Origin of the sequence: Agromyces marinus, assembly GCF_021442325.1 — a bacterium.
Lineage (GTDB): Bacteria > Actinomycetota > Actinomycetes > Actinomycetales > Microbacteriaceae > Agromyces > Agromyces marinus.
This window is the reverse complement of sequence record NZ_CP087879.1, coordinates 2,673,024-2,695,326: the sequence shown is the minus strand read 5'-3', so window position 1 is coordinate 2,695,326 and position 22,303 is coordinate 2,673,024. Positions and strand designations below refer to the sequence as shown.

The window sequence follows — 22,303 nt, the reverse complement described above, 5'->3', positions numbered from 1 at the left end:
TTCGCGGGAGCAGGACGGCCCGGCCGGGCACCCGCGCGCCGCGGGCGCCCGATCCGTCGCGCCGGCGCGCCGTGCCGCGCCGACCGCGACGCCGCTACCCGCCCGTCTCGTCGTGCAGCACCACCCGGCACAGTTCCACGAGTCCGTCCTCCAGCACCCAGTAGTGCAGCCGCCGCGCCGACGGCGTGTTGCGTTCGATCGCGCAGCGCATGGCGTGGGCGCCGTCGGCGCGCACCCGGTACGGCGATCCGCCGGCGTCGGACTCGCGGAGGCGGTGCACCTCGCGGCCGTCCATGCGTTCGGCGCGACCGGTGAGCACGTCGACGACGGCCTTCATGGCCTTCGCGAACTTCTCGGCGTCGAGGCGTTCGAGCGAGTCCGCAAACTCGGGCCCGACGCGGTACGGCGCGAGCGGCAGCGCCGCCTTCTCGTACGACGGGATGCGTTCGACCCACGCGCAGCCGATCTCGTGGCGCACCCACGACTCGGCGTCGGGGAAGTCGGCGCGGCGGTCGGCGACCGGGCGCGCGGTGCCGTCCGCGGCAGCGGCAGCGGATGCCTCGCGGCGGGCGTCGCGCAACAGCTTGCCCGATTCCGTGCGGTCGGTGCGCAGCGCGGCGACCTGGTGCTTGAGTTCGGCGTTCTCGATGAGCAGTTCGCGCACCTGCTGCCGGTCGAGGTCGGCCTGGGTGCGCCGGCGCGCGAGCTGGGAGTCGGCGAGCCCCGCCTCGGCGAGGCGCCGCTCGGCGGCGATGCGGCGGGCGCGTTCGGCGTCGAGTTCGAGCTGCGTGGACTGCAGGGCCGAACGAGCGGATGCCGCGTGCACTCGCCCGCCGTCCCCGCCCTCGTCGAAGGATGGGGCAGGGGCCGGACCCGCATCCGGCGCCGGCGCCGGCGCCACGGACCGGACACCCGGGCCGGGCACCGGTCGGGCCGGCGCGGGCGCGGGCACGTCGACCACCGGAGCAGCCGGCGCCCCGGACACCGCGACGAGGCCCTCAGCCACGTAGCCTTCAGCCACGTCGACGTCCACCACACGGGCATCCGCCACACCGGGCCGCGCCCCGTCGCCATCCGCTCCGTCGACCTCGGTCACCGCGGCATGCGCCCGCCCCGAGTCATCCGCCCCGGCCCCAGCGATCGGAAGCGGCCGCCCCTCCCGCAGCCACGACGTCCCGCCGGCGATGAGCGCGAGCGGTGCCACGACCGGCTCGTCGTCGTCGACGTCGCTGAGCCGGAGGTGCAGCGCCCCCGTCGAGAGGTGCACCACGCGCACCGGCACGACCTCGCCCTCGCTGAGCAGCAGGTCGACGCGGTCGAGCGGGTTGGGCGAGACATCCGTTCGCAGGACCCGGATGCGATGCGACGGATGCAGCGCGAGCTCGGCCGCGTCGGCCGAGACGGAGGTCACGAGCGCGAGCGTGACCGATCCGTGCGGGAACGCCTCGGCGAGCGTGGCATCCGTCGCCCCGACGAGGTCGAGCGTCAGCCGGTTGGCGTCCTCGTCGACGATGCCGGTGACGCGGCATCCGTCGCAGATCAGCCAGTCGAGCGGCGTCTGCGGGGCGGTCAGCTCCGACCAGACCGTCGCCATGCCGCCGCCGTCGAGCATCACGAGCGCGCGCGAGCCGCCCGCGATGAACCCGCGCACCTCGCCCGACGCCGGGCGCGCCCGTGCCGGCGCCCGCTCGAAGAGTCCGGCCGCCTGGGCGTGCGCGATCGCGTCGGACACGAGCAGGTCGACCGCCCTGGCCGGGTTGTGCGGGAACCGCAGCGGCGAGCGTCGCCAGTCCGGATCTGCCGCGAGCCCCACCGGGTACGAGCGCCCGGCGCCGCCGTACACCTGCAGCATGTCGGGCAGCAGGTCGTCGACCCGGCGGCTGAGCTCGCCCGTGGGGAGCACGACCACGTCGGCGACGTCGCCGACCTCGTCGAGCACGCGCTCTGGGTCGAGCGGTGGGGATGCCTCGGCATCCGATCCCGTCGAGGCGTGCGGGGTCGACACGACGACCAACGGGCGCGTGCGCCCCGGGTCGAGGATCCGGGCCGCGAGGTGCTCGGCCTGGTCGGGCGTCGCGACGCGTTCGACCGTGCGCTCGGACGCGCGCGGCTCGCGGGATCGGGTCGAGGTCGAGGTGGTGCTCGTCATCGGGTCAAACCTCCGGCCGGGGAACCTGAGCCTCACGGTAGTGGGGACCGGTGACACGCGGTGGCGGCGCCACGGAGGGTGCCGGAACCTCCCGCCGAGCGTGGTGACCCCACCGCGGCGTCGACGGGTGTCGGATCGTGGACCCGGTACCGGAGTACCGGAGGGCCGGGCTACCTCGGTACCGCGTTCGGAGATCGCATACCCCGGTCGAGTGCAGAGCGGGGCGACCGCGACGCCCGCCGGGGCGGCCGGAAGCCCGAGGTCCGCAACGGATTCTTCCGTGTCGGCGCCCCCACATACCATGGATCGCGCATCGGGGCGCCCACCGTGCGCAGAAGAGGAGGAGCGGATGTCGGTCACGACGACGACCTTCTCCCTGTCGCGCCTGCTCGAGGACGACGCGAGCTGGCGGCTGCTCCGCGCCGACAACGCGCCCGTCATCGCGGCGCTGCTGTCGGCGCACCTCGGCGGCGAGCAGATCAGGATTCCCGCCGACGAACTCTTCGAGGTGCTCGACCACGACCTCGACCGGCTCCGCGAAGCCGGGTTCGCCCTGCCGCGCACCGCGCAGGGCTACTGCGCCGAGTGGCGCGAAGCCGGCTACCTCGTGCGGCGTGCAGCCGAGGGCGCACGCGGAGAGACCTATGAGCTCTCGCAGGGCGCACTGCGCGGCATCCGCTACCTCGATCGACTCGCCGAGCCCAGGCAGACCGCGACCGAGTCCCGACTCTCGAGCATCACCGCCCAGCTCGCGCGCCTCGCCGTCGACACCGACCCCGACACGACGCGCCGACTCGCGCAGCTGCACGCCGAGCGCGATCGCATCGAGGAGCAGATCGAGCGCGTCGCCGCGGGCGAGGTCGACACGCTCGACCCCGCGCGGGCCGTCGAGCGCGTCCGCGACATCCTCGCGCAGGCCGAGGAGATCCCGGCCGACTTCGCGCGCGTGCGCGCCGAGTTCGAGGTGCTCAACCGGTCGCTGCGCACCGGGATCCTCGAGTCCGAGGCGTCGCAGCGGAACGTGCTCGACGAGATCTTCCGCGGCGTCGACCTCATCGCCGAATCCGACGAGGGCCGCAGCTTCGCCGGCTTCTCGGCGCTCGTGCTCGACGCCGAGGTCGGGGCCGCCTTCGACGACCACGTCGCACAGGTGCTCGAACGCGAGTTCGCCGAGACGCTCGGGCCGGCGCAGCGGCGGTTCCTGCGCAGGTACGTCACGACGCTCAAGGACCGCAGCGCCGAGATCCACGAGGTCATCACCTCGTTCGCGCGGGGGTTGCGCCGGTACGTGCAGTCCCACGACTTCGAGCGCGACCGCCTCCTCAAGGCGGCGATCCGCGAGGCGCTCGCCGCGGGCGTGCCCGCATCCGCCGAGATCAAGCCGTACCGACAGACCGAGATCTCGCTCGCGCTCTCGAGCGTGCCCATGGGCTCGGTCGGGCAGGTTCGCCTGCACGACCCGTCTGAACTCGACGCCACCGCGCCCGTCGTCCGGCATGAGACGGCCGTCGCGAACCTCGAAGCGCTGCGCGCGCTCGCGCGCGAGACCGAGATCGACTTCGACGAACTGCGCGACCAGGTCAACGACGTGCTGGACGGTGCGGGCGAGTGCACGGTTGCCGAGGTGCTCGCCGCGCACCCGGCAACGCAGGGCGTCGCGAGCGTGGTCGGGCTCATCGCGCTCGCCGCAGCACAGGGCGTCGTCGCGCGCGAGACCGAACGGGTCCGCTGGTACGGCGTCGACGGGGTCGGGCGAGCCGCGAACGTGCCCGTGCATCGATTCACCGGGAGGGTGCTGTGAACGAGATCAAAGACGCGAGCGACGCGGGCGGCGCGCTGGCGCACGACGGCGAGGCCCTGGCCTCCGTGCCCGAGACCTCCGCCGGCCTCTGGCGGGGGGATGCCGGCACGCTCGGGCTCGATTCCCGCCGTGCGCTCCTCGACCTCGTCAAGGGGCCCTACCTGTCGGCTCGCGCCAACCCCGGGCTGTGGGCGGCACTGCTCGCCGACGAGCGCGAGATCGGCAGCCGGCTCAACGACCTGTTCCTCGAACTCGTGCTCGACCGCGTCGGCGAGGTCGCGTTCGCGCGCAACGTCGACGCGGGCGAGATCACGGTGCCGCGCACGGTTCGCACCGAAACGCTCACGTTCCTCGATACTGCGATGCTGCTCGTGCTGCGCCAGATCCTGCTCGCCCGCGAGGGCGAGGGGCGCGTCATCGTCGGCCGCGACGAGGTCTTCGAGCAGCTCTCCGCATACCGCCCTGCCGACCACGACGAGAAGTTGTTCGCGTCGCGCATGAACTCCTCCTGGATGAACATGAAGAACAAGCTCCGCGTCATCCACCAGGCCGGCGCCGCCGACGACGGCGAACGCGCCGAGATCTCGCCCGTGCTGCGACTCATCGTCGACGCCGACCAGGTGCGGCAGATCGAACGCGAGTACCGCCGCATCGCCGGCGGCGATGCGGTGGGCGAAGGCCGCCCGGGCGACGCCCTCGAGACCGAAGCGGATGCCGCGGATGCCGCCGACGCCGCCGACCACGCGGAAGAGGCCAGCGCGTGACCCTGCTCGAGTTCCCCGCGGAGCGGGTCGCGACCCCGCCCGAGGCCGCAGAGGGCCAGTGGCGGCTCGCCCGCATCGAGCTCGTGAACTGGGGCACGTTCGACGGCCATCACCGCATCGACGTCGCACGCCGCGGCCACCTGTTCACCGGCGCGTCCGGCTCGGGCAAGTCGTCGCTGCTCGACGCGATCGCGTGCGTGCTCACCCCCGACAAGTGGCTGAGGTTCAACGCCGCCGCACAGGACGCCGCGAGCCGCGCCGACGACCGCAGCCTCGTCAGCTACATCCGCGGCGCCTGGAGCAACGAGGCCGACGAGACCTACGACCGCGCCGTCTCGGCCTACCTGCGGCGAGGGGCGACCTGGAGCGGCGTGCTGCTGCGCTACGAGAACCTGCGCGACGCGCCCGTCACGCTCGTGCGCCTCTTCCACCTGCGCGGCGTGTCGGCCGACAAGTCCGACCTTCGCGACCTGTGCATGATCGACCGGTCCGAACTCGGCCTCGACGACCTGCGCGAGTTCGTCGCGGGCGGCATCGAAGCGCGACGGGTGAAGAGCGCCCGCCCCGAGGCATCCGTCACCACCAACTTCTCGCACGGCCCGTTCTACGCGAAGTTCCGCCGCATCTTCGGCATCGAGCACCAGAATGCACTGCACCTGCTGCACAAGACACAGTCGGCGAAGAACCTCGGCAGCCTCGACCAGCTGTTCCGCACGTTCATGCTCGACGAACCGAAGACGTTCGCGCGAGCGAAGAGCGCGGTCGAGCAGTTCGGCGAACTCGACCGCGCCCACGCGCACATCGTCGACCTGCGCAAGCAGGCCGACGAACTGCGCGCCCTCGAGGCGGCGATCCTCGACTACGAGACGGCGACCGATGACGCGGCTCGCGCCGAACGCCTGAGCGCACTGCTCGACCCGTTCCACGACCGGCTCACGCTGCGCCTGGCCGACGAGGAGCGCGCGCTGCTCCGGGCCGACGAGGCGCGGCTGCGCGATCGGGTCCAGCGTGCCGAGGCGGTCGTCGAATCCGCCGAGGAGCGCCGGGGCGACGCCGAGCGCCGCGCCCTCGAACTCGGCGGCGGCGACGCGGAGCGCGAGCAGGAACTGCTGCGGATCGCCCGGCAGAACGCCGACGAGACCGCGAAACGCTGGCAGCGCCTCGCCGAAACGCTCCGTTCGGTCGACATCGCGGACGCGCCGACCGACGCCGCCGAGTTCGCCGAACTGCGCGAGACGGCGCAGCGCGAACTCGCGGACGAAGCGCCGACGACGCAGCACGACAACGACGACCACCGCGACTACTTCACCGCGAAGCACGACCTCGAGAAGGTCGACGCCGAACTCGACGCGCTCAAGCGCCGCAGGAGCAACCTGCCGCCCGAACTGCTCGTCGCCCGCCAGCGACTCGCTGACGAGCTCGGGCTCGCCGAGCAGGCGCTGCCCTTCGCCGGCGAACTCATCGAGGTGCGACCCGAGCACGCCGACTGGACCGGCGCGATCGAACGCGTGCTCTACCCGCTCGCGAGCGCCATGCTCGTGCGCGACGACCTGCTGACCGAGGTGCGCCGCCGCGTCGACCACCGCCACCTCGGCGCCCGGCTCGTGTTCGAGGCCGTGCCGGCCCTCGCCCCGCCCGTGCGCAAGGCGGTCGACCCTCGCTCGCTGCTGCACCGCATCCGCGTCGTCGACGGGCCGTTCGCGGAGTGGCTGCAGGCGCGGCTGTCGACCGAGTTCGACCTCGCGTGCGTCGAGAGCGCCGACGAGTTCGACGGGGTCGAACGCGGCGTCACGATCAGCGGTCAGATCAAGAAGTCCTCCAGACGCTACGAGAAGAACGACCGCTACCGCATCGACGACCGGAGGCGGTGGATCCTCGGAGCCGACAACGAGGCGAAGGTCGAGCTGCTGCTCGAACGGCGGCGCGTGCTCGCGGCCGCGCTCGAGGCATCCGATGCGAAGCTGCAGGCCGCAGCCCGCCGCGCCGCCGAACTCACGCGACGCCGCACCGTGTTCGAGTCGATCGCCCGCGTCGAATGGGGCGAGATCGACCGCGCCGCCGCCGGCGCTCGCGTCGAGGCCCGGCGCCGCCGGCTCGAGGAGCTGACCGAGGGCAACGCCGACCTGCGCGACGCGGTCGCCGCCCGGGCGGCCGCCGTCGACGGGGTGCGCGAGGCGCAGTCCGCGCTCGCCGACGTGCGCGGAGACCTGCGGGCCGCGACCGACCGGGGCGCCATGCTCGACCGCCAGATCGCCGAACTCGCCGACCGCGTCGCGGGCACCGCGATCGACGAGACCGACGCCGCCGAACTCGAGCGCCGCTACCGCGATCGGCAGCGCAGCCTCACCAGCGACACCGTCGACAAGGCGGGGCGCGCGGCGGCCGAGACCCTGCACCGCGAACTCGACGCGGCACGCCGCAGGCAGGCCGGAGCCGAGGGCCGCTTCGTCGAGGGCGCGACCGTGTTCAAGACGAACTGGAAGGCCGCGGCATCCGAGCTCACCGCCCAGATCGGCGACCGGGGCGGGTACCGCGATCTGCTCGCCGGGATCGTCTCGCGCGGGCTGCCCGAGCACGAGGGCAACTTCATGAAACTCCTGCGCGAGCGCTCGCGCGACCAAATGGGACTGCTCGCCTCCGACCTGCGCAACGCCCCGAAGGAGGTGACCGAGCGCATCGCGCCGGTCAACGCCTCGCTCGGCACCTCGCCGTTCGACCACGACCGGTTCCTGCGGATCGAGGTGCGCGTGCAGCGCTCGAGCGAGGTGACCGCGTTCCTCGCCGACCTGCAGACCATCACCCAGGGCAGCTGGGAGAACGAGGACCTCGAGTCCGCCGAGCGACGGTTCGGCGTGCTCAAGCAGGTCATGGGCCGGCTCGGTTCGAGCGAGAGTGCGGATGCCGCGTGGCGGCGCCGGTGCCTCGACACGCGCGAGCACGTCACGTTCCTCGCCAAGGAGATCGACCGCGCGGGCCGCGTGGTCAACCTGCACGAGTCGAGCGCCGGACTCTCAGGCGGGCAGCGGCAGAAGCTGGTCGTGTTCTGCCTCGCCGCGGCGCTCCGCTACCAGCTCACCGCCGACGAGGACGCACTACCGTCGTACGCGACCATCATCCTCGACGAGGCGTTCGACAAGGCCGACAGCCGTTACACGCGCATGGCCATGGACGTGTTCGTCGAGTTCGGCTTCCAGATGCTGCTCGCGACGCCCCAGAAGCTGCTGCAGACCATCGAACCCTACGTCGGCGCGGTCACCACGATCGACAATCCGACCCGCAGGCTCTCGCAGATCGCCAACCTCGCGTTCGACGTGGAGCCCTGATGGCGGCGTCGATGGTCTCGGTCGCCGAGGCCAGGGCGCGCGCTGCGCGCACCGTCGAGCGCTCCCAACGGGACTGGGCCGCCGCCATCGCGCTGGGCGAGCAGCCGGATGCCACGGTCGAGCTCGTTCTGCGCCCGCCGACCGAGCGGCAGGCGCTCGCGAACCTGTCGGACGCGATCGGGTGGGCCGGGCAGTGGCGTGAAGCGGATGCCGCGGCGCGCGGCGTTGCGGGCGGAACGGCTGCGCCGGGCGGGGCCCCTGTGCGAGGCGGCTCAGGCGTGACCTGGACCGAACGCCGATGGCCGAGCGTCGGCGCGCAACTCGTGCCCGAGCGGCTCGTGCTGCACGGCGCCGAGGCGATCGCGGGCTTCGCCGGCGCGTCGTCCCGGCGGGACTGGCGCCGTCTCGCCGCGCGGGCCGGCACGGTGCGCGAGCGGTTCGCCGTGGCATCCGCTCGCGACGGCATCGCCGATGCGCTTTCCGGTGCGGTCCGCGCCGAATGGCGTGCGCTGATCGAGTATGCCGACGCCGAGTTCGCCACCCTGCTCGACGTCGTCGAGTGGCTCGTGGAGCACCCGTCGTCGGGGCGACGCGTGCGGGAGCTGCCCATCCGCGGCATCGACACGAAGTGGCTCGAGCGGCATCGGCGGGCCGTCGAATCGCTCGCGCTCGCCGTGACCGGCGGGACCACGCTCGGCCTCGCCGAATCGCAGTCGACGGTGCGGGTGCGATTCCTCGACGTCGCACTCCGGCCCGGCGGCATCGAAGACCTGGCCGCGCCCATCGTGCACCTGGCACGACTCGAAATCGCGCCACGCGTCGTCTTCGTCTTCGAGAATCTCGAGACGGTGCTCGCGATGCCGCCCATGACGGGCGCGGTGGTCGTGCACGGCTCGGGGTACGCCGCGCCTCGGCTGGGCGACGTGCCATGGATCCGCCGGTCGCGAGTCGTCTACTGGGGCGACCTCGACTCCGACGGGTTCCGGGTGCTGCACACCCTGCGGGTGGTCGTGCCCGACGCCACGAGCGTGCTCATGGACGAGGCGACCCTCGACGCGTTCGCCGATCTGGCGGTCGTCGAGAAGCGTTCCGCGCCGGGCGCCGTCGACCTGCTGACCGAGCCGGAACGGCGCACACGCGAACGGCTCAGGGCGGATGGCGGCGTGCGGCTGGAGCAGGAGCGCATCCCGTGGGCTCATGCCCTGGGGGTGCTGGAAGCGGCGGCGATCGGTCGGTGACGCCGAGGTTGTCCACAGGCGCAGGCTGATTCGCATCCTATGTCCGTGGGCCGGTCCATGATGTTCCGGGCTGGAACCGACCGCCCGATCACCGCATGGCGGATCTCCGAGGGGGAGCATCGACCGAATCGACGTCGCGCGACGGAGCCGATGAACGCACCACGACCGAAGGCGACGATGAGTCCGTTGCGCCCGACGCGATGAACACAGACGCGGTGCAGGCTGGCGCGGCGGTGCGTCCGGCGATTCCGGACTCCCGGGGGCTCCTGCTGGGTGCGCTGAGTCACGTGGGTGTGGGTCTCGCGGTCGCGCTCGTCGGTGGAATCCTGCTCGCGCTGACGGTCGGCCTGCTGCTCGGCTCCGAGGCCGCGGCCGACCCGGGCGGGCTCGGCTCGATGCTCCGAGTCGACGCGGGGGCGTTCATCGGTCTGGCCGTGAAGCTCGCAGGATTCCTGGTCGGCGGTGAGCTCCAGGCGGGGATCGGGTCCTCGGGCTCGGCGTTCGTCTCCGCGGCAGGCAGCGCGTCGCTGTGGGCCTTCCCACTGACGCTCACGGCCGCCGTCGTCGCGGCGTCGGCCTGGTGGGGGATCCGCCAGCAACGGCGCAACGCGCTCGCCGTGTGGTGGCACCGAGCCGCCTATGGGGTTGCGGTCGGTCTCGTCGCGTCCGTCCTGCTGCTCATCGCGGTGGCGCTCGCCGCGCCCCGATTCGGCACGACCGGCGAGTCGCACGTCTACTTGGCGACCGGTGGAGCCCGGCTGGTGATCGTCGGGATGCTGGTCATCGGGGGTTCGGCGTGGCTCGGGCGGGAAGTCGGGCGCGGTGTGTCCGGTGGCACGTTGTTCGAAGCCGTGCGGCACTGTTGGGCGAACCTCCCGCGCATCCCGCGCGAGGCGCTAGGGTACGCCGCATTCGGCTTCATAGGGTTCGCTCCGATCGCCCTGATCCTCACGGCGGTGCAGGCGGGTGAGGAGGCCGGGCCCGCGGCGGCGCTCGCCGCGTTCGTGTTCCTGCCCAACCTCGCCGCCGCTGTCGGCGTGCTGGCGCAGCTCGGCGGCCTCACGTTCGGCGCGTCGGTGAACGACGTCGCGACCGTGTCCGAGACCGCGAGCGTGTTCAACAGCGAGAGCGCCTGGCTCTGGCTCTCGCTGCTGGTGGCCGTGGCCGTGAGCCTGGTCGCCGCGGTGTGGATCGGCACCCGTCGGACGCGCCGGACCGGTGCGCCCGTCATCGACTGGCGATCCGCGTGGCGGCTGCCCGCCGTGGTCACCGCTGCCTGGATCGTGTTCGGGCTGCTGCTCTTCGGCGCGTCCGCTGCAGCCAACGGGACGGTGTGGCTTCTTTCGGGCCGCGGCGCGGCCGCGCTCTCGATGGCGTGGTGGTCGCCGTTGGTGCTGCTGCTGTGGGCGGCCGCCGTCGAGATGGGCGCCCAGACACTCCCCGCACTGATCTTCCGGGTCTCTCCCCGCGTGCTCTCCGTGATCGCGGGTCGGCGCGCAGCGAAGACGTGGGCTGACGGGTCGTCCCCGATCGACGTGGGCGGTGCGGAAGCGGGCGTCGAGGGCGCGGACGCCGTGGGTGCGGATGCCATCGATGTGGGCGGCGACGCCGCGGACGCCGTCGGCGCGGAAGCCCGCGACGATCTCGACGCACCCCGACCGCTGAGTCCGGAGGCGAAGAAGCGCGTCATCGTGGCCGCGGCCGGCGTCGGCGGACTCGTTCTCATCGGCGTTGCGAGTGCGATCACGGTTTCGGTCGTCAACGCCACCGTTCGGAGCCCCGAGGCGATCGTCACCGAGTACGTCGGCCATATCGCCGCGGGCCGGGCGGAGGCGGCGAATGCGCTCGTCGATCCGAACGTGCCGAACGCTGATCGAGAGTTCCTCACCGACGACGTGCTGATGAGCGCGACGGATCGGATCTCGGACGTCGACGCACGCCTGGTCGCAGCGGGCGGTGCCGCCGGTGCTTACGGCGCCGACGGGGGTGCGAGTGCGTACGGCGCCGATAGGGGTGCGGGGGATCGCTTCGTGGAGGCGACGTTCAAGCTCGACGGAGTCGACCAGAGCGCCACCCTCCGAGTCGAGCAGCTCGACAATGAGTGGCTCGTGCTCGACCGGTGGCGGATCACCACCTCGCTGGCGACCGAGGCGGTCGTGGGCGTGAACGGGATGGGCGGCGCGCAGGTCGCCGGGCTCGACGTGCCGCTCGTCGATGCGCAGTTTGGCGCGGCCGAGGGCACGGTGGTGCTGTATCCCGGAATCTACGAGGTGGCGCCGACCTCGTCCCCGTTCTCCGAGGCGGAGCCGGCCCGTCTGGCGGTCGTCCCGAGCGGGGTGGACGTCGCGTACGTGCAGGTCGAGTACGCGCCGACCGAGGCGCTGCGGGACGCTGTTCAGGAGGAACTCACTGCGCAGATCGACGCGTGCGCGTCACGAACCGAGGCTCGACCCGACGGGTGCCCGTTCAGCGTCTTCGTCTATCCGAGCGACACCCCGGTGGCGTGGGAGATCGTCGAGTATCCGACTATCGAGATCGACGAGGACGGGCTCGGGTACCGTGCTCGCGGCGGCGAGGCGACGGCGACCTACACCAGTTCCGGGTTCGGTTCGCAGGCCGAGCGGACCACGGCCGAGGAGTTTACGGCAGCCGGACAGGTGACCGTCGACGGCGACGCGGTCGACATCACGATGGAGCGCGGGTTCTTCTGGTAGCCGGACCGGCCTGGGCCGGGCGTGGGTCGGACCGGGCTGTTTCGGGCCTGTGCCCGGCTGGTATCGAGCCGGTGCCCGGCCATCCGAACCCGTGCGTGCCGGGCCAGTCCCGGCTCGCCACAAGCGTCTGGCGCTAGCGGTGCACGTGCGCGGGTTCGCCGGTGATGCCTGAGATGCCCTTCTCGGTCGTGTGCAGCAGCCGCTCGGCGAGATTGCGCAGCGCGCGCGCGACCGCGAGCTCGTCGCCGATCGCGGGCACGTTCGGGTCGAGCGGGTTGCGGTCCGCCTTGCCGACGCCGGTCACGTCGTGACCGGCCGGTGTTCGCACGGTTGCCCGAGCCGTCGTGGTGTTCTCTTCCTCGTCGATCTCGACGGTGACGTTCCAGCGCTGCGTCGCATTCATGGAACCCACCACCCTCCGGGTATCGGTTGCGCGCTCAGGGTACCGAGCCGCGGCGCCAGCGGCGAGGGGGAATGAGACGAGCGGAACTTCGAACTCGTAGAAGGGTCCGGCCGGTCCCCGGCTACCGCACGAGCCCGATCGCGAACCCGTCCCAGCCCTTCGCGCCGACGGTCTGCAGCGCCGTGGCATCCACGCGGGGGTCGCTGCCCAGCAGCTCGAGCCCGCGCTGCGTGCCGACCACCATCGGGTCGTCGCTGCCGGGGTCGGCGACGTCGCCCGCACGACCGATGTTGTCGACGACGATGACGGTTCCCGGGCGCCCGAGCCGGATCGCCCAGTCGAGGTAGGTCGCGTTCGACTCCTTGTCGGCGTCGATGAAGACGAGGTCGAAGGGCGCCTCGCCGCGCTCCGCGAGTCGCTCGGCGAGCTGCGGCAGGGTGTCGGCGGCGCGCCCGACGAGGATCTCGACGCGCTCCGAGACCTCAGCTCGCTCGAGGTTGGCGCGGGCGACGTCGGCGTGCCGCTGTTCGAGTTCGAGGGTCACGACGAGCCCGTCCGAGCGGATGCCGCGGGCCAGCCAGATCGTCGAGAACCCGCCGAGCGTGCCGATCTCGAGCACGCGTCGGGCCCCCGTCATGCGGGCGAGCAGGTGCAGGAACTTCCCGCCGAGGGCGGTGACCTCGATCGGTGGGAGGCCCGCCGCCGCGGAATCACGCCGAGCGGCGGTCAGGGCGGGGTCATCGTCGAGGAGCGTCGCCGCGAGGTAGTCGTCGACGCGGGTCCAGTTCGCAGGAGTGGAATCGGCCATGGGCCCAGCCTCCTCGGGGTGCGGAGCGGCGTCAACGGGAGCGTTCCCCTGGTCGACCCGGTACCGAAGTACCGTGGCGCCGGTGCCGAAGTGCCGGGACCGGAGGGCCGGTGCCGAAGTGCCGGGACCGGAGGGCTGGTGCCGAAGTGCCGGGACCGGAGGGCTGGTGCCGAAGTGGCGGGGGACCGGAGGGCCAGTACCGAAGTGGCGGGGGGACCGGAGACCCGGTGCCGAGGTGCCGAATCACTGGTACCGGAGTGCCGGAGCGCTGGGGTGCTTCGCACCGCGATCGGCGTTGGCACTCCCCGACCGAGTGCGAATCGGCGTGGCCGCACCGGCGCGAACCGGCGCGGCCCCGCCGCCTGAGGAACGGGGCGCCGCGCCGTCTGAGAACCGGGGCGCCGCAGCGCCCGGGACCCGGCCGCGCCGCGGCACCGCCGGCGAACCGGCTCGCCCGCACCGGCCCGCCCGCACCGGCCCGGCCCGACATAGACTCCCCGTGTATGGACGAGTCGGCCGCCCTCGACGTCACCGCGGCGCGCGCCGTCGAGACCGCCGACGGCGACCGCGTGCTGTGGTCCGACGCGGACCGCGACTGGGCGAACCGCGCCGCCGCCGCGATCGTGGGCGAGCGTGCGAGCGCCGACGAGTTCCTCGCCCGGCGTGCCGGACTCGTGCTCGAACGCATCGGAACCCGGCAGCCGGCCGTGACGCGCACGGTGCGAGGCATCCGCTGGCGCCCCTGGGTGGGCGTCGTCACGGTGCTCGCCGCATTCGCCCTCGGCATGCTCATCGATCGGATCGGCGGCGGATCGAGCATCAACCTGCTCGCGCCGCCCGTGTTCGCGCTCGTCGCGTGGAACCTGGTCGTCTACCTCTGGCTGCTCGCCCGCCCACTGGTCCTCGGCCGCGGCGCCCCCGGCCCGGCGCGGTCGCTGCTGATCAGGGTCGCATCGGTGCGCGCGCCGCTGCACGGCGGGCCGGCGGATGCCGCGACCGCCGCCCGCCGCACCGTGCTCGCCGGGCTTCCCCGCGAATGGGCGCGCGTCGCCGCACCTCTCTACTCCGCGCGCGCTGCGCGCGTGCTGCACCTCGCAGCAGCCGCGACCGCGCTCGGCGTGATCGCCGGGCTCTACCTGCGCGGCCTCGTGTTCGAGTACCGCGCGTCGTGGGAGAGCACGTTCCTCGGCGCCGAGCAGGTGCGCGCGCTGCTCGCCGTGACGCTCGCGCCCGGCTCGTGGATCACGGGCATCCCGGTGCCCGACGTCGCCGCGATCGAGGCGATCCGCGCGCCCGGCAGCGAGAACGCCGCGACCTGGATGCACCTCATGGCCGGAACCGTCGCGGTCGTCGTCATCGCGCCGCGACTCGTGCTCGCCCTCGCCGCAGCGCTGCTCGAGCGGCGCCGCGCCCGCCGCGTGCGGTTGCCGCTCGACGAGCCGTACTTCCGCCGCCTGATCGCCGGATGGGTCGGCGAGGCGACGCGCGTGCGCGTCATCCCCTACAGCTACACCCTCGCGCCCGCGGCGCGGGCCGGCCTCGACGAGGTCCTCGCGCGTGCGTTCGGCAACGCCGTCGCGACCGTGGACGAGCCCGTCGGGTGGGGCGACGACGAACGGTCGAACCCCATGACGGATGCCGCGCCCGGCACGCCCGACATCCGGCTCGCCCTGTTCAGCCTCACCGCGACCCCCGAGGAGGACGCGCACGGCGCGTTCCTGAGCGGGCTCGGACCCGGCCCCGCGCTGGTCGACGAGTCCGCGTTCCTCGCCCGCTGGGGCGACGACCCGCAACGCCGCGAGACTCGGCGCGCCGCGTGGCGCGAGCTCGTCGAAGCCCACGGCGGCACCCCCGTGTTCGTCGACCTCGCCGAACCCGACCTGCCCGCGGCCGGGGCGCAGCTCGCGGACGCGGCATCCGCTCGGGCCAGCGGCGACGCAGGCGACGCGAGGGGGCGCTGATGGGCGCCGACGCCGCGGCCGGCCTCGACACCGCCGGAGCCGTGTCTCTCTCGCTCATCTCGCACACCAACGCGGGCAAGACGACCCTCGCGCGCACCCTCCTCGGACGCGACGTCGGCGAAGTGCGCGACGCACCGCACGTCACCGCCGAGGCGACCCCGTACCCGCTCGTGCAGACGGGCGGCGGCGACCTGCTCACCCTGTGGGACACGCCGGGATTCGGCGACAGCGTCCGCCTCGCGCGCCGGCTCCGCCAAGACCGCAACCCCATCGGCTGGTTCCTCTCGCAGGTGTGGGACCGCTACCAGGACCGTGCCCTGTGGCTCAGCCAGCTCGCCGTGCGCAACGTCGCCGAGCAGGCCGACGTCGTGCTCTACCTCGTCAACGCCGCCGAGGCGCCGGCCGACGCCGGCTACCTCGCGCCCGAGCTCGAGGTGCTCGACTGGATCGGCAAGCCCGTGCTCGTGCTGCTCAACCAGACCGGCCCGCCGCGCGAGCGCACCGCCGAGGACGCCGACGTCGCGCGCTGGCGCGCCGCCCTCGCGGGCGCGGGGCACGTGCGCGGCGTGCTCGCGTTCGACGCGTTCGCGCGCTGCTGGGTGCAGGAGTTCACCCTGTTCGACACGATCGCACCCCTGGTGCCGGATGCCTCGCGGCCCGCCTTCGCACGACTGACCGCCGAGTGGCGCCGACTGCGCCTGGCCGACTTCGACCTCTCGATGGCGGCGCTCGCCGAACCGATCGCGCGAGCCGCCGCCGACCGCATCGTGCTCGAATCCGAGCCGCTCGCGAAACGCGTCGGCGGTTCCCTCGGCCTGCCCGACCCCGTGCGCTCGAAAGCCAGGGCGGATGCCGCCGAGCAGCTCGCCGCCCGGCTGCGCGCCGACCAGCGCGACGGCCTCCAGCGACTCATCGCGATCCACCGGCTCGGGGGCAGCGCTGCCGACGCGGTGCTCGAACGCGTCGCGGGCGACATCCGCTTGGACGCACCGCTCGACGAGACCCGCACCGCCGCGCTCGGCGGGGTCGTGTCGGGCGCGCTCACCGGGCTCGGCGCCGACCTGCTCGCCGGCGGGCTCACGTTCGGTGCGGGCATGGTCGCGGGCGCGATCGTGGGCGCGCTCGGCGGGGCCGGGCTCGCACGCGGCATCAACGTCGTGCGCGGCCGCAGCGAGTCGAGCCTCGCGTGGGAGGACGCGTTCCTCGACGGGCTCGTCACCTCCGCGCTGCTGCGCTACCTCGCGGTCGCCCACTACGGCCGCGGGCGCGGCGACTGGCGCGAGGGGGAGTACCCGCCGCACTGGCGGCCGATCGTGGTCGAGGCCGTGGTCGGCGCGCAGGCGCAGCTCGCGTCGGCCTGGGCGCGGCGCGGCGACGGGGATGGCGCGGTGCTCCGCGGCCTCGAGCCCGCGATCGCCAGGCTCGCGCGCGAGCTGCTGGACCGCCTGTACCCGGGCGTCCTCGCGCGCGCGATCGACGCGCCCTGATCGCGCGCGCTGCGCCGGCCCCGCCCCCGCCCCGCCCCGCGCCCCGCGCGCGCCGCCGCGCCGCCCGTCGCGCCCGTCGCGCCCGTCGCGCCCGGCCCGCCCGGCCCGCCCGGCGAGAGTATGCCGAATGCACCGCTCCGGGCGGCGAGCGGTGCATTCGGCATACTCTCGCGGGCGACTCGCGGCGCGTGGCGTGCAGCGGTGCCCGGGATCCCGCGACCGGCACGGGTTCGGGCACGCCACGCGGTGACTCGGCGCGGCGCGCGCGCACCCCGTAGCATCGGGCGTACGAATGCACCGCCCGTCCGCCCCGATCGATCCGCGCACCCCGACCCGACGCCCCGAAGCCCCCTGGAGTCACTGTTGAGCGCCCCCGCCGATGACGAACCGATGGCCGATGATGTCGATGACGCCCGCGAGGTCGATGCCGGCACCGGGCCGGTCCGCGGCCGTGCGTGGTGGACCGACCGGGTGAACAGCACGAACACCGGTGCGCACGCGCGGCGTCGCGCCTCCGGGCCGGCCGATCTCGGTACGCCGCGGGCCGCAGCGGACGTGCCCCACGCAGACCGCCGGCGCTACTTCCTCAGCTCGTTCGAACCGGGCGGCGCGTTCGAGTCCGTCATCGTCGCGGTGACCGACTCCGGTCGTCGGCGCTACTTCACCTCGAACGACGGCGGCCGCCTCGCCGAGGTCGACGAGCTCTCGTTCGAGCAGCGCCGCAAGAGCGGCACCAGGTCGCTGCTCGAGATCGACGAGCGCGAGCTGCGCCGGCTCGAGGACGAACTCGGCTTCATCCGCCCGCTGCGCGGGCGCGACCCGCTCGCCGAGGCGGCCGCCGAAGCCGAGGCGGCGCTCGCGCCGACCCGCCCGATCGCGGTCGTCCCGGTCTCCGGTCGGCGCGCCGCACCCGCGAGGGACATCGAACCCGAGCCGCCCGTCGCAGCGCGCATCGCCGATCACGATGAGAGCAAGCGCGAGGTCGACGCCGACAGCGAGGTCGAGCGTGCCGGCGAGGGCGAGTCCGCGGACGATGCGTCGACCGCCGCGCCGATGGCCGAAGCGAATGCCGCCGCCGAAGCACCGGTCGGGGCGGATGCCGCAGCCGACGCGCCCACCGAAGCGGATGCCGCTGCGGACGCGCCGGTCGAAGCGGATGCCGACTTCGACACCGACTCCGACCCCGGCTTCGACTTCGAACCGGATTCCGCCGCGGAGCCGGGGCCCGCCCCGGCCCCAGCCAAGGTCTCCGCACCGGCCCCAACCCCGGCCCCCGCTCGCGCCCCCGCCCCGGCCCCCGCCGTCTCCCCGATCGTTCCCGTACCTGCACCCGTATTGGACCCCATGCACGCGTTCGCCGCTTCGCCCGCCCCCGCCCCGCTCCAGGCCGCCCCCGCCCCGCTCCAGGCCGCCCCCGCCCCGCTCCAGGCCGCCCCCGCACCGCTCGCGCCCGCGCCCGCACCCGCCGCCCCGGACGTCGACCTTGCGACGACCGACGCGGTCGAGCAGGTCGCGCTCGCGAAGGGGATCGCGTTCGTCGCCCACCGCGGCCGGGTCGACAAGGCCGGCGCGCCGTACATCGATCACCCGGGGCGCATCGCGGAGCGGTTCGATCCCGTCGACGAGCCGGTCGCGGCCGCGGCGGCGTGGTTGCACGACGTCCTCGAGGACACGCCGCTCTCCGCGCGCGAGCTGCTCGAGGCCGGTGTTCTGCCGGACGTGGTCGAGGTGGTCGAGCGCCTGACCCGGCGCGAGGGCATGTCGCTGGACGCGTACTACGAGGGCATCTGCTCGCATCCGATCGCGTTCCGCGTGAAGCTCGCCGACATCGACGACAACATGGCGCCGTGGCGCCTGCGCAAGCTCGATTTCGAGATGCAGCAGCGCCTCATCGGCAAGTATCGCAACGCGCGTATCGCGCTCGGCGTCGGCTGACACCATCCCGCCCGGCCCTGTCGGCGGGTCGGCGACGCGAGTACAGTGCCGCTCGGAGCCGCGCCGGCGCGACGGCCGGCGGGTTCCCATCCGACGCACGAGCGTCCGGTCGAGCCGTGAGACAAGAGCGGGGAACCGGGTTTCAGGCGGTCCGAGCGGCAGCGCCAAGCAGACCACGGCTGGTCCCACCCGCCACCGGGCATAGCGCGGTCGCGCCGTTCACGCGCGGGGCGACGCGCGGGCGAAGACGAGGGTGTCGAGCAGGAGTTCGAGCGCGTGCTGCACGCGCTCGTCGGGCCATCCGTCGGGGTCCTCGACGGACTTGACCTCGTAGCCGCGGCAGGTCAGGTAGAGGAGGTCGGCGATGCGCTCGGCCTCCTCGCGGTCGGCGGCACGGGCTCCGTCGAGGAACATGCCGTAGGTGGCATCCGTCACCTCGCGCAGCACGTCGTACGCGCGCTGGTGCCCGGCCCGGACGTCGGCGATGACCTCGATCCAGAGGCTGCGGAACACGGTCTCGTCGGGTGACGAGGTGCACATCCAGCGGGTGAGCGCCGCGAGGCGCTCGACGCCGGCGAGGTCGCCGAGTTCGCTGCGCCGCTCGGCGTCCCACTGCGCGCGGGCATGCTCGAGCGCGGTGGCCATGAGTTCGGCGCGCGAGGGCACGAAGTGGGTGATGTAGGCCGTCGAGCGGCCGAGGCGTTCGGCGACCGCGCGCAGGGTCACGGCGTTCGTGCCGCGTTCGCGGGCGACGGCGACGGTCGCGCGAGCGATGTCGGCGAGGCGTTCGGCGCTGTCGACTTCGACGGGCATGGTCTCTCCTTCGAGCGCAGCGGATGCCTCGCGGCCGGCGTCGGACGGCGGATGACGTGCGACGGGTGCCGCGGCATCCGCTCGTTGACTTCCGCGACCACGCGGACTAGGTTCGCAACGGCGTTGTACAACAGTGTTTCACAAAGGAGTGCGAATGGTCGCCAACGGCGGGGTCTCGTTCTGGATGCAGCAGGTCGGCGTGCCCGCCGAGCGGCCGTCGCTCGCGGGCGACCTCGACGTCGACGTCGCGATCGTCGGCGGCGGCTACACCGGCCTCTGGGCGGCGTACTACCTCAAGCGCGACCAGCCCGACCTGCGCATCGCCGTGCTCGAGCAGCGCTTCGCCGGGTTCGGCGCCTCCGGGCGCAACGGCGGATGGCTCACCAACTCGGTCACGGGCGGCCGCGAACAGTATGCGAAGAGCCACGGGCGCGACGCCGCGATCGCCCAGCAGCGCGCGCTCAACGAGACCGTCGACGAGGTCATCCGCGTCGCGGACGCCGAGGGCATCGACGCCGGCATCCACAAGGGCGGCGAACTCGAGATCGCGACCGCGCCCGCCCAGCTCGCGCGCCTGCGCGCCGCAGCCGCCGCCGAACGCGAGTGGCCCGCGACCGACACCGTCGAACTCGACGGCCGCGAGACCGCGGCCCGCATCGACGTCGCCGGCGTGCTCGGCGGCCTGTGGCATCCGCACTGCGCCAGGCTGCACCCCGCGAAGCTCGCCCTCGGGCTCGCGGCGACCGTCGAGCGACTCGGCGTCGCCGTCTACGAGGGCACGCGGGTCACCGAGATCGTGCCCGGCGAGGCGCGCACCGAGCACGGCACCGTGCGCGCGGCGCACGTGCTCCGCGCGACCGAGGGCTTCACGCCGAACCTGGCCGGCGAGCACCGCACGTGGCTGCCCATGAACTCGTCGATGATCGTGACCGAGCCGCTCGCGGCATCCGTCTGGGACCAGATCGGCTGGACCGGCCGCGAGACCCTCGGCGACTTCGCGCACGTCTACATGTACGCCCAGCGCACCGCCGACGACCGCATCGCGTTCGGCGGGCGCGGCGTGCCCTACCGCTACGGCTCGCGCGTCGACGTCGACGGGGCGACCCAGGACCGCACCATCGAGAGCCTGGCCGCGCTGCTGCGTCGGTTCTTCCCGGTGGCGGCGGATGCCGCGATCGAACACGCCTGGGCGGGCGTGCTCGGCGTGCCGCGCGACTGGGCCGCGACCGTCGGGCACGACCGCGCGACAGGTCTCGGCTGGGCGGGCGGCTACGTCGGAACGGGCGTCACCGCGACCAACCTCGCCGGGCGCACCCTGCGCGACCTCGTGCTCGGCCGCGACACCGACCTCACGCGCCTGCCGTGGGTGAACCACCGCGCGAAGCGTTGGGAGGTCGAGCCCCTCCGCTGGCTCGCCGTGCAGGCCATCTACACCGCGTACCACGCCGCCGACCGCGCCGAACTGCGGGGGCGGGCGACGACCTCGCCCGTCGCGCGCATCGCGGACCTCGTCGCCGGGCGCTGAGCCGCGGCATCCGCCACCGCCGGCGCGCACCGCGCCGCGCCGCGCCGCGCACCGGAACGCGCGCACTGGGGTCTGCCGCAGACGGGCGGCGGGGAGTATCGTGCGGTCCAGGGGCACGCCCTGTCGCGCCGAGGCGGGATGCACGCATGGAACTCGCTGCTGCTTCATCTGGTGGAAGCGGACTCGCGGTCGCCTTCCTTCCCCTCGTCGCCCTCGCGGCATCGCTCGTCGCGGCGTCCTCGGTCGGCTCGCTCATCGTCGCCTGGCTCCAGCGGCCGGCGGGCGACCCCGTGCCGTCGCTGACCGATCCCCGCACCGCGGGGCTGCTCGCGGTCGGGTTCGTGTCGGGGCGCGCCTCGAACCGGTGGCTGGCGGCGACGATCATGGAGCTCGCGCTCGCCGGGGCGATCACGATCGAGGACCGCAGGAACGGCTCCGGCGACGGATCGCCGCGCGACATCCGGCTCGTGTACGCCGCGGACGTGCCCGCGGCCCACGCGCGCGACGAGACCGACGAGACCGCCGACCTGCTCATCTCGGTGTTCAGCCCCGGGCTCACGGGCGGCACCGAGGTCGTCGCGCACGGCGCGAGCATCGCCGCGGACCGCGTCGTGGCGCGCAACGGCTCGCTCCTCGCGGCGACGCATCGCCGGTTCCTCGAAGCGGCCGCGGCCTACCGCGAGCCGCGCCCGTCCAGGCGGTTCCGCGCGGCCACGGTCGGTGGGACCGTCGCGGTCGTCGGGGGCCTGGTCGGCGCGATCTTCGGCGACACCGGCGCCGACTCGATCGCGTGGATCGCGATCGTCATCGGGCTCCTCGCGCTCGCCGTGCGCGCGTTCCTGCCCCGGTGGATCCCGCTCAATGCGGCGGGGCTCGAGCTCCGACGTCGCGCGGCCCTGTGGCGCGACGAACTCGCCGGAGCGGATGTCCGCGACCCGCGGGTCGCAGCCGAGGCGCTGCCGTGGGCGGTGCTCTTCGACCAGCCCGACCTGATCCGCCGCAGCCTGGTCGCGCTCGGTTCGCGCGCCGATCCGCAGCGGTGGTACGCGACGGCCGACGGGTGGGCCGCGGACCGCGTCGCGACCTGCCTCGCGGTCGCCGCGGTCGCGCTCGCGCAGCCGATCACCATCGGCGCGGGCGACGCCGCGGGCCGGTTCGGCGTGCCGCTGCTCGACGAGTACAAGGTCATGGGCGAACAGGGCTACTTCGACCATCGCGGCGTGACGGGCGGATGGTACGCCGGCGACGGGGGCCTCGACGGCGGATTCGGCGGGGGGTTCGACGGCGGGGGCGGGGGCCTGGACGGCGGGTTCGGAGGCGGCTTCGACGGCGGCGGCGGTGGTGACGGGGGCGGCGGCGGCGGACCCTGAGCGGATGCCGCT

Annotated in this window: 14 protein-coding genes; 10 read left to right on the top strand and 4 right to left on the bottom strand. The window is 73.8% G+C overall.

Translation table 11 applies throughout. The features are described 5' to 3' along the window. Positions 1 to 94 precede the first annotated feature (94 nt). Complete coding sequence (locus DSM26151_RS12555; protein WP_234659860.1) at positions 95 to 2,149, bottom strand: hypothetical protein; 2,055 nt, start codon at positions 2,147 to 2,149, stop codon at positions 95 to 97. Between the two features lie 349 nt (positions 2,150 to 2,498). On the opposite strand from DSM26151_RS12555, the gene DSM26151_RS12550 reads away from it, so the two are divergent. The 5 genes from DSM26151_RS12550 to DSM26151_RS12530 all read left to right on the top strand — a co-directional run bounded on the left by DSM26151_RS12550 (position 2,499) and on the right by DSM26151_RS12530 (position 11,989). Continuing rightward, positions 2,499 to 3,950, top strand: a complete 1,452-nt coding sequence (locus tag DSM26151_RS12550; protein ID WP_234659859.1) for a DUF3375 domain-containing protein — start codon at positions 2,499 to 2,501, stop codon at positions 3,948 to 3,950. Further along, positions 3,947 to 4,714: a DUF4194 domain-containing protein gene (locus DSM26151_RS12545; protein WP_234659858.1), complete on the top strand. Its 768-nt coding sequence runs from the start codon at positions 3,947 to 3,949 to the stop codon at positions 4,712 to 4,714. Before DSM26151_RS12550 ends, DSM26151_RS12545 begins: the two co-directional genes overlap by 4 nt. Next, the gene (locus DSM26151_RS12540) at positions 4,711 to 8,037 is read left to right on the top strand and encodes an ATP-binding protein (RefSeq protein WP_234659857.1); all 3,327 of its coding nucleotides are present in this window, start codon (positions 4,711 to 4,713) and stop codon (positions 8,035 to 8,037) included. Before DSM26151_RS12545 ends, DSM26151_RS12540 begins: the two co-directional genes overlap by 4 nt. Further along, a complete protein-coding gene (locus tag DSM26151_RS12535) occupies positions 8,037 to 9,275 on the top strand; it encodes a Wadjet anti-phage system protein JetD domain-containing protein (protein WP_234659856.1) in 1,239 nt (412 codons plus the stop codon). Before DSM26151_RS12540 ends, DSM26151_RS12535 begins: the two co-directional genes overlap by 1 nt. A 287-nt stretch (positions 9,276 to 9,562) precedes the next feature. Next, positions 9,563 to 11,989, top strand: a complete 2,427-nt coding sequence (locus DSM26151_RS12530; protein WP_234659855.1) for a hypothetical protein — start codon at positions 9,563 to 9,565, stop codon at positions 11,987 to 11,989. A 133-nt stretch (positions 11,990 to 12,122) separates the two neighbouring features. On the opposite strand, the gene DSM26151_RS12525 is transcribed toward DSM26151_RS12530, so the two are convergent. Together DSM26151_RS12525 and DSM26151_RS12520 are read right to left on the bottom strand one after the other, a co-directional pair. Continuing rightward, positions 12,123 to 12,392, bottom strand: coding sequence for a DUF1876 domain-containing protein (locus tag DSM26151_RS12525; RefSeq protein WP_234659854.1), 270 nt, complete (start codon positions 12,390 to 12,392; stop codon positions 12,123 to 12,125). A 121-nt stretch (positions 12,393 to 12,513) separates the two neighbouring features. After that, a complete protein-coding gene (locus tag DSM26151_RS12520; protein WP_234659853.1) occupies positions 12,514 to 13,200 on the bottom strand; it encodes an O-methyltransferase in 687 nt (228 codons plus the stop codon). A 503-nt stretch (positions 13,201 to 13,703) separates the two neighbouring features. Here DSM26151_RS12520 and DSM26151_RS12515 point away from each other — a divergent pair. The 3 genes from DSM26151_RS12515 to DSM26151_RS12505 all read left to right on the top strand — a co-directional run bounded on the left by DSM26151_RS12515 (position 13,704) and on the right by DSM26151_RS12505 (position 18,583). After that, positions 13,704 to 15,161, top strand: a complete 1,458-nt coding sequence (locus DSM26151_RS12515) for a DUF2868 domain-containing protein (protein ID WP_234659852.1) — start codon at positions 13,704 to 13,706, stop codon at positions 15,159 to 15,161. Beyond that, entirely contained in the window at positions 15,161 to 16,648 is a 1,488-nt protein-coding gene (locus DSM26151_RS12510) for a DUF3482 domain-containing protein (protein ID WP_234659851.1), read from the top strand. The genes DSM26151_RS12515 and DSM26151_RS12510 overlap by 1 nt, the downstream gene beginning before the upstream one ends. A gap of 390 nt (positions 16,649 to 17,038) precedes the next feature. Then, complete coding sequence (locus DSM26151_RS12505) at positions 17,039 to 18,583, top strand: hypothetical protein (protein WP_234661929.1); 1,545 nt, start codon at positions 17,039 to 17,041, stop codon at positions 18,581 to 18,583. A 219-nt stretch (positions 18,584 to 18,802) separates the two neighbouring features. Here the strand turns inward: DSM26151_RS12505 and DSM26151_RS12500 are convergent, their stop codons facing one another. After that, positions 18,803 to 19,396 (bottom strand): TetR/AcrR family transcriptional regulator, encoded by a 594-nt coding sequence (locus DSM26151_RS12500; protein ID WP_234659850.1) that lies wholly within the window; start codon positions 19,394 to 19,396, stop codon positions 18,803 to 18,805. A gap of 154 nt (positions 19,397 to 19,550) precedes the next feature. On the opposite strand from DSM26151_RS12500, the gene DSM26151_RS12495 reads away from it, so the two are divergent. Together DSM26151_RS12495 and DSM26151_RS12490 are read left to right on the top strand one after the other, a co-directional pair. Next, complete coding sequence (locus DSM26151_RS12495) at positions 19,551 to 20,921, top strand: NAD(P)/FAD-dependent oxidoreductase (RefSeq protein WP_234659849.1); 1,371 nt, start codon at positions 19,551 to 19,553, stop codon at positions 20,919 to 20,921. Positions 20,922 to 21,067: 146 nt separating this feature from the next. After that, positions 21,068 to 22,291, top strand: a complete 1,224-nt coding sequence (locus tag DSM26151_RS12490; RefSeq protein ID WP_234659848.1) for a DUF2207 domain-containing protein — start codon at positions 21,068 to 21,070, stop codon at positions 22,289 to 22,291. Positions 22,292 to 22,303 lie beyond the last annotated feature (12 nt).

Coding starts and splice junctions, on each gene's coding strand:
- DSM26151_RS12515 (WP_234659852.1), top strand. CDS start 13,704: ATGGACGAGTCGGCCGCCCTCGACGTCACCGCGGCGCGCGCCGTCGAG.
- DSM26151_RS12505 (WP_234661929.1), top strand. CDS start 17,039: ATGGCCGATGATGTCGATGACGCCCGCGAGGTCGATGCCGGCACCGGG.
- DSM26151_RS12525 (WP_234659854.1), bottom strand. CDS start 12,392: ATGAATGCGACGCAGCGCTGGAACGTCACCGTCGAGATCGACGAGGAA.
- DSM26151_RS12555 (WP_234659860.1), bottom strand. CDS start 2,149: ATGACGAGCACCACCTCGACCTCGACCCGATCCCGCGAGCCGCGCGCG.
- DSM26151_RS12535 (WP_234659856.1), top strand. CDS start 8,037: ATGGCGGCGTCGATGGTCTCGGTCGCCGAGGCCAGGGCGCGCGCTGCG.
- DSM26151_RS12520 (WP_234659853.1), bottom strand. CDS start 13,200: ATGGCCGATTCCACTCCTGCGAACTGGACCCGCGTCGACGACTACCTC.
- DSM26151_RS12550 (WP_234659859.1), top strand. CDS start 2,499: ATGTCGGTCACGACGACGACCTTCTCCCTGTCGCGCCTGCTCGAGGAC.
- DSM26151_RS12495 (WP_234659849.1), top strand. CDS start 19,551: ATGGTCGCCAACGGCGGGGTCTCGTTCTGGATGCAGCAGGTCGGCGTG.
- DSM26151_RS12490 (WP_234659848.1), top strand. CDS start 21,068: ATGGAACTCGCTGCTGCTTCATCTGGTGGAAGCGGACTCGCGGTCGCC.
- DSM26151_RS12500 (WP_234659850.1), bottom strand. CDS start 19,396: ATGCCCGTCGAAGTCGACAGCGCCGAACGCCTCGCCGACATCGCTCGC.
- DSM26151_RS12510 (WP_234659851.1), top strand. CDS start 15,161: ATGGGCGCCGACGCCGCGGCCGGCCTCGACACCGCCGGAGCCGTGTCT.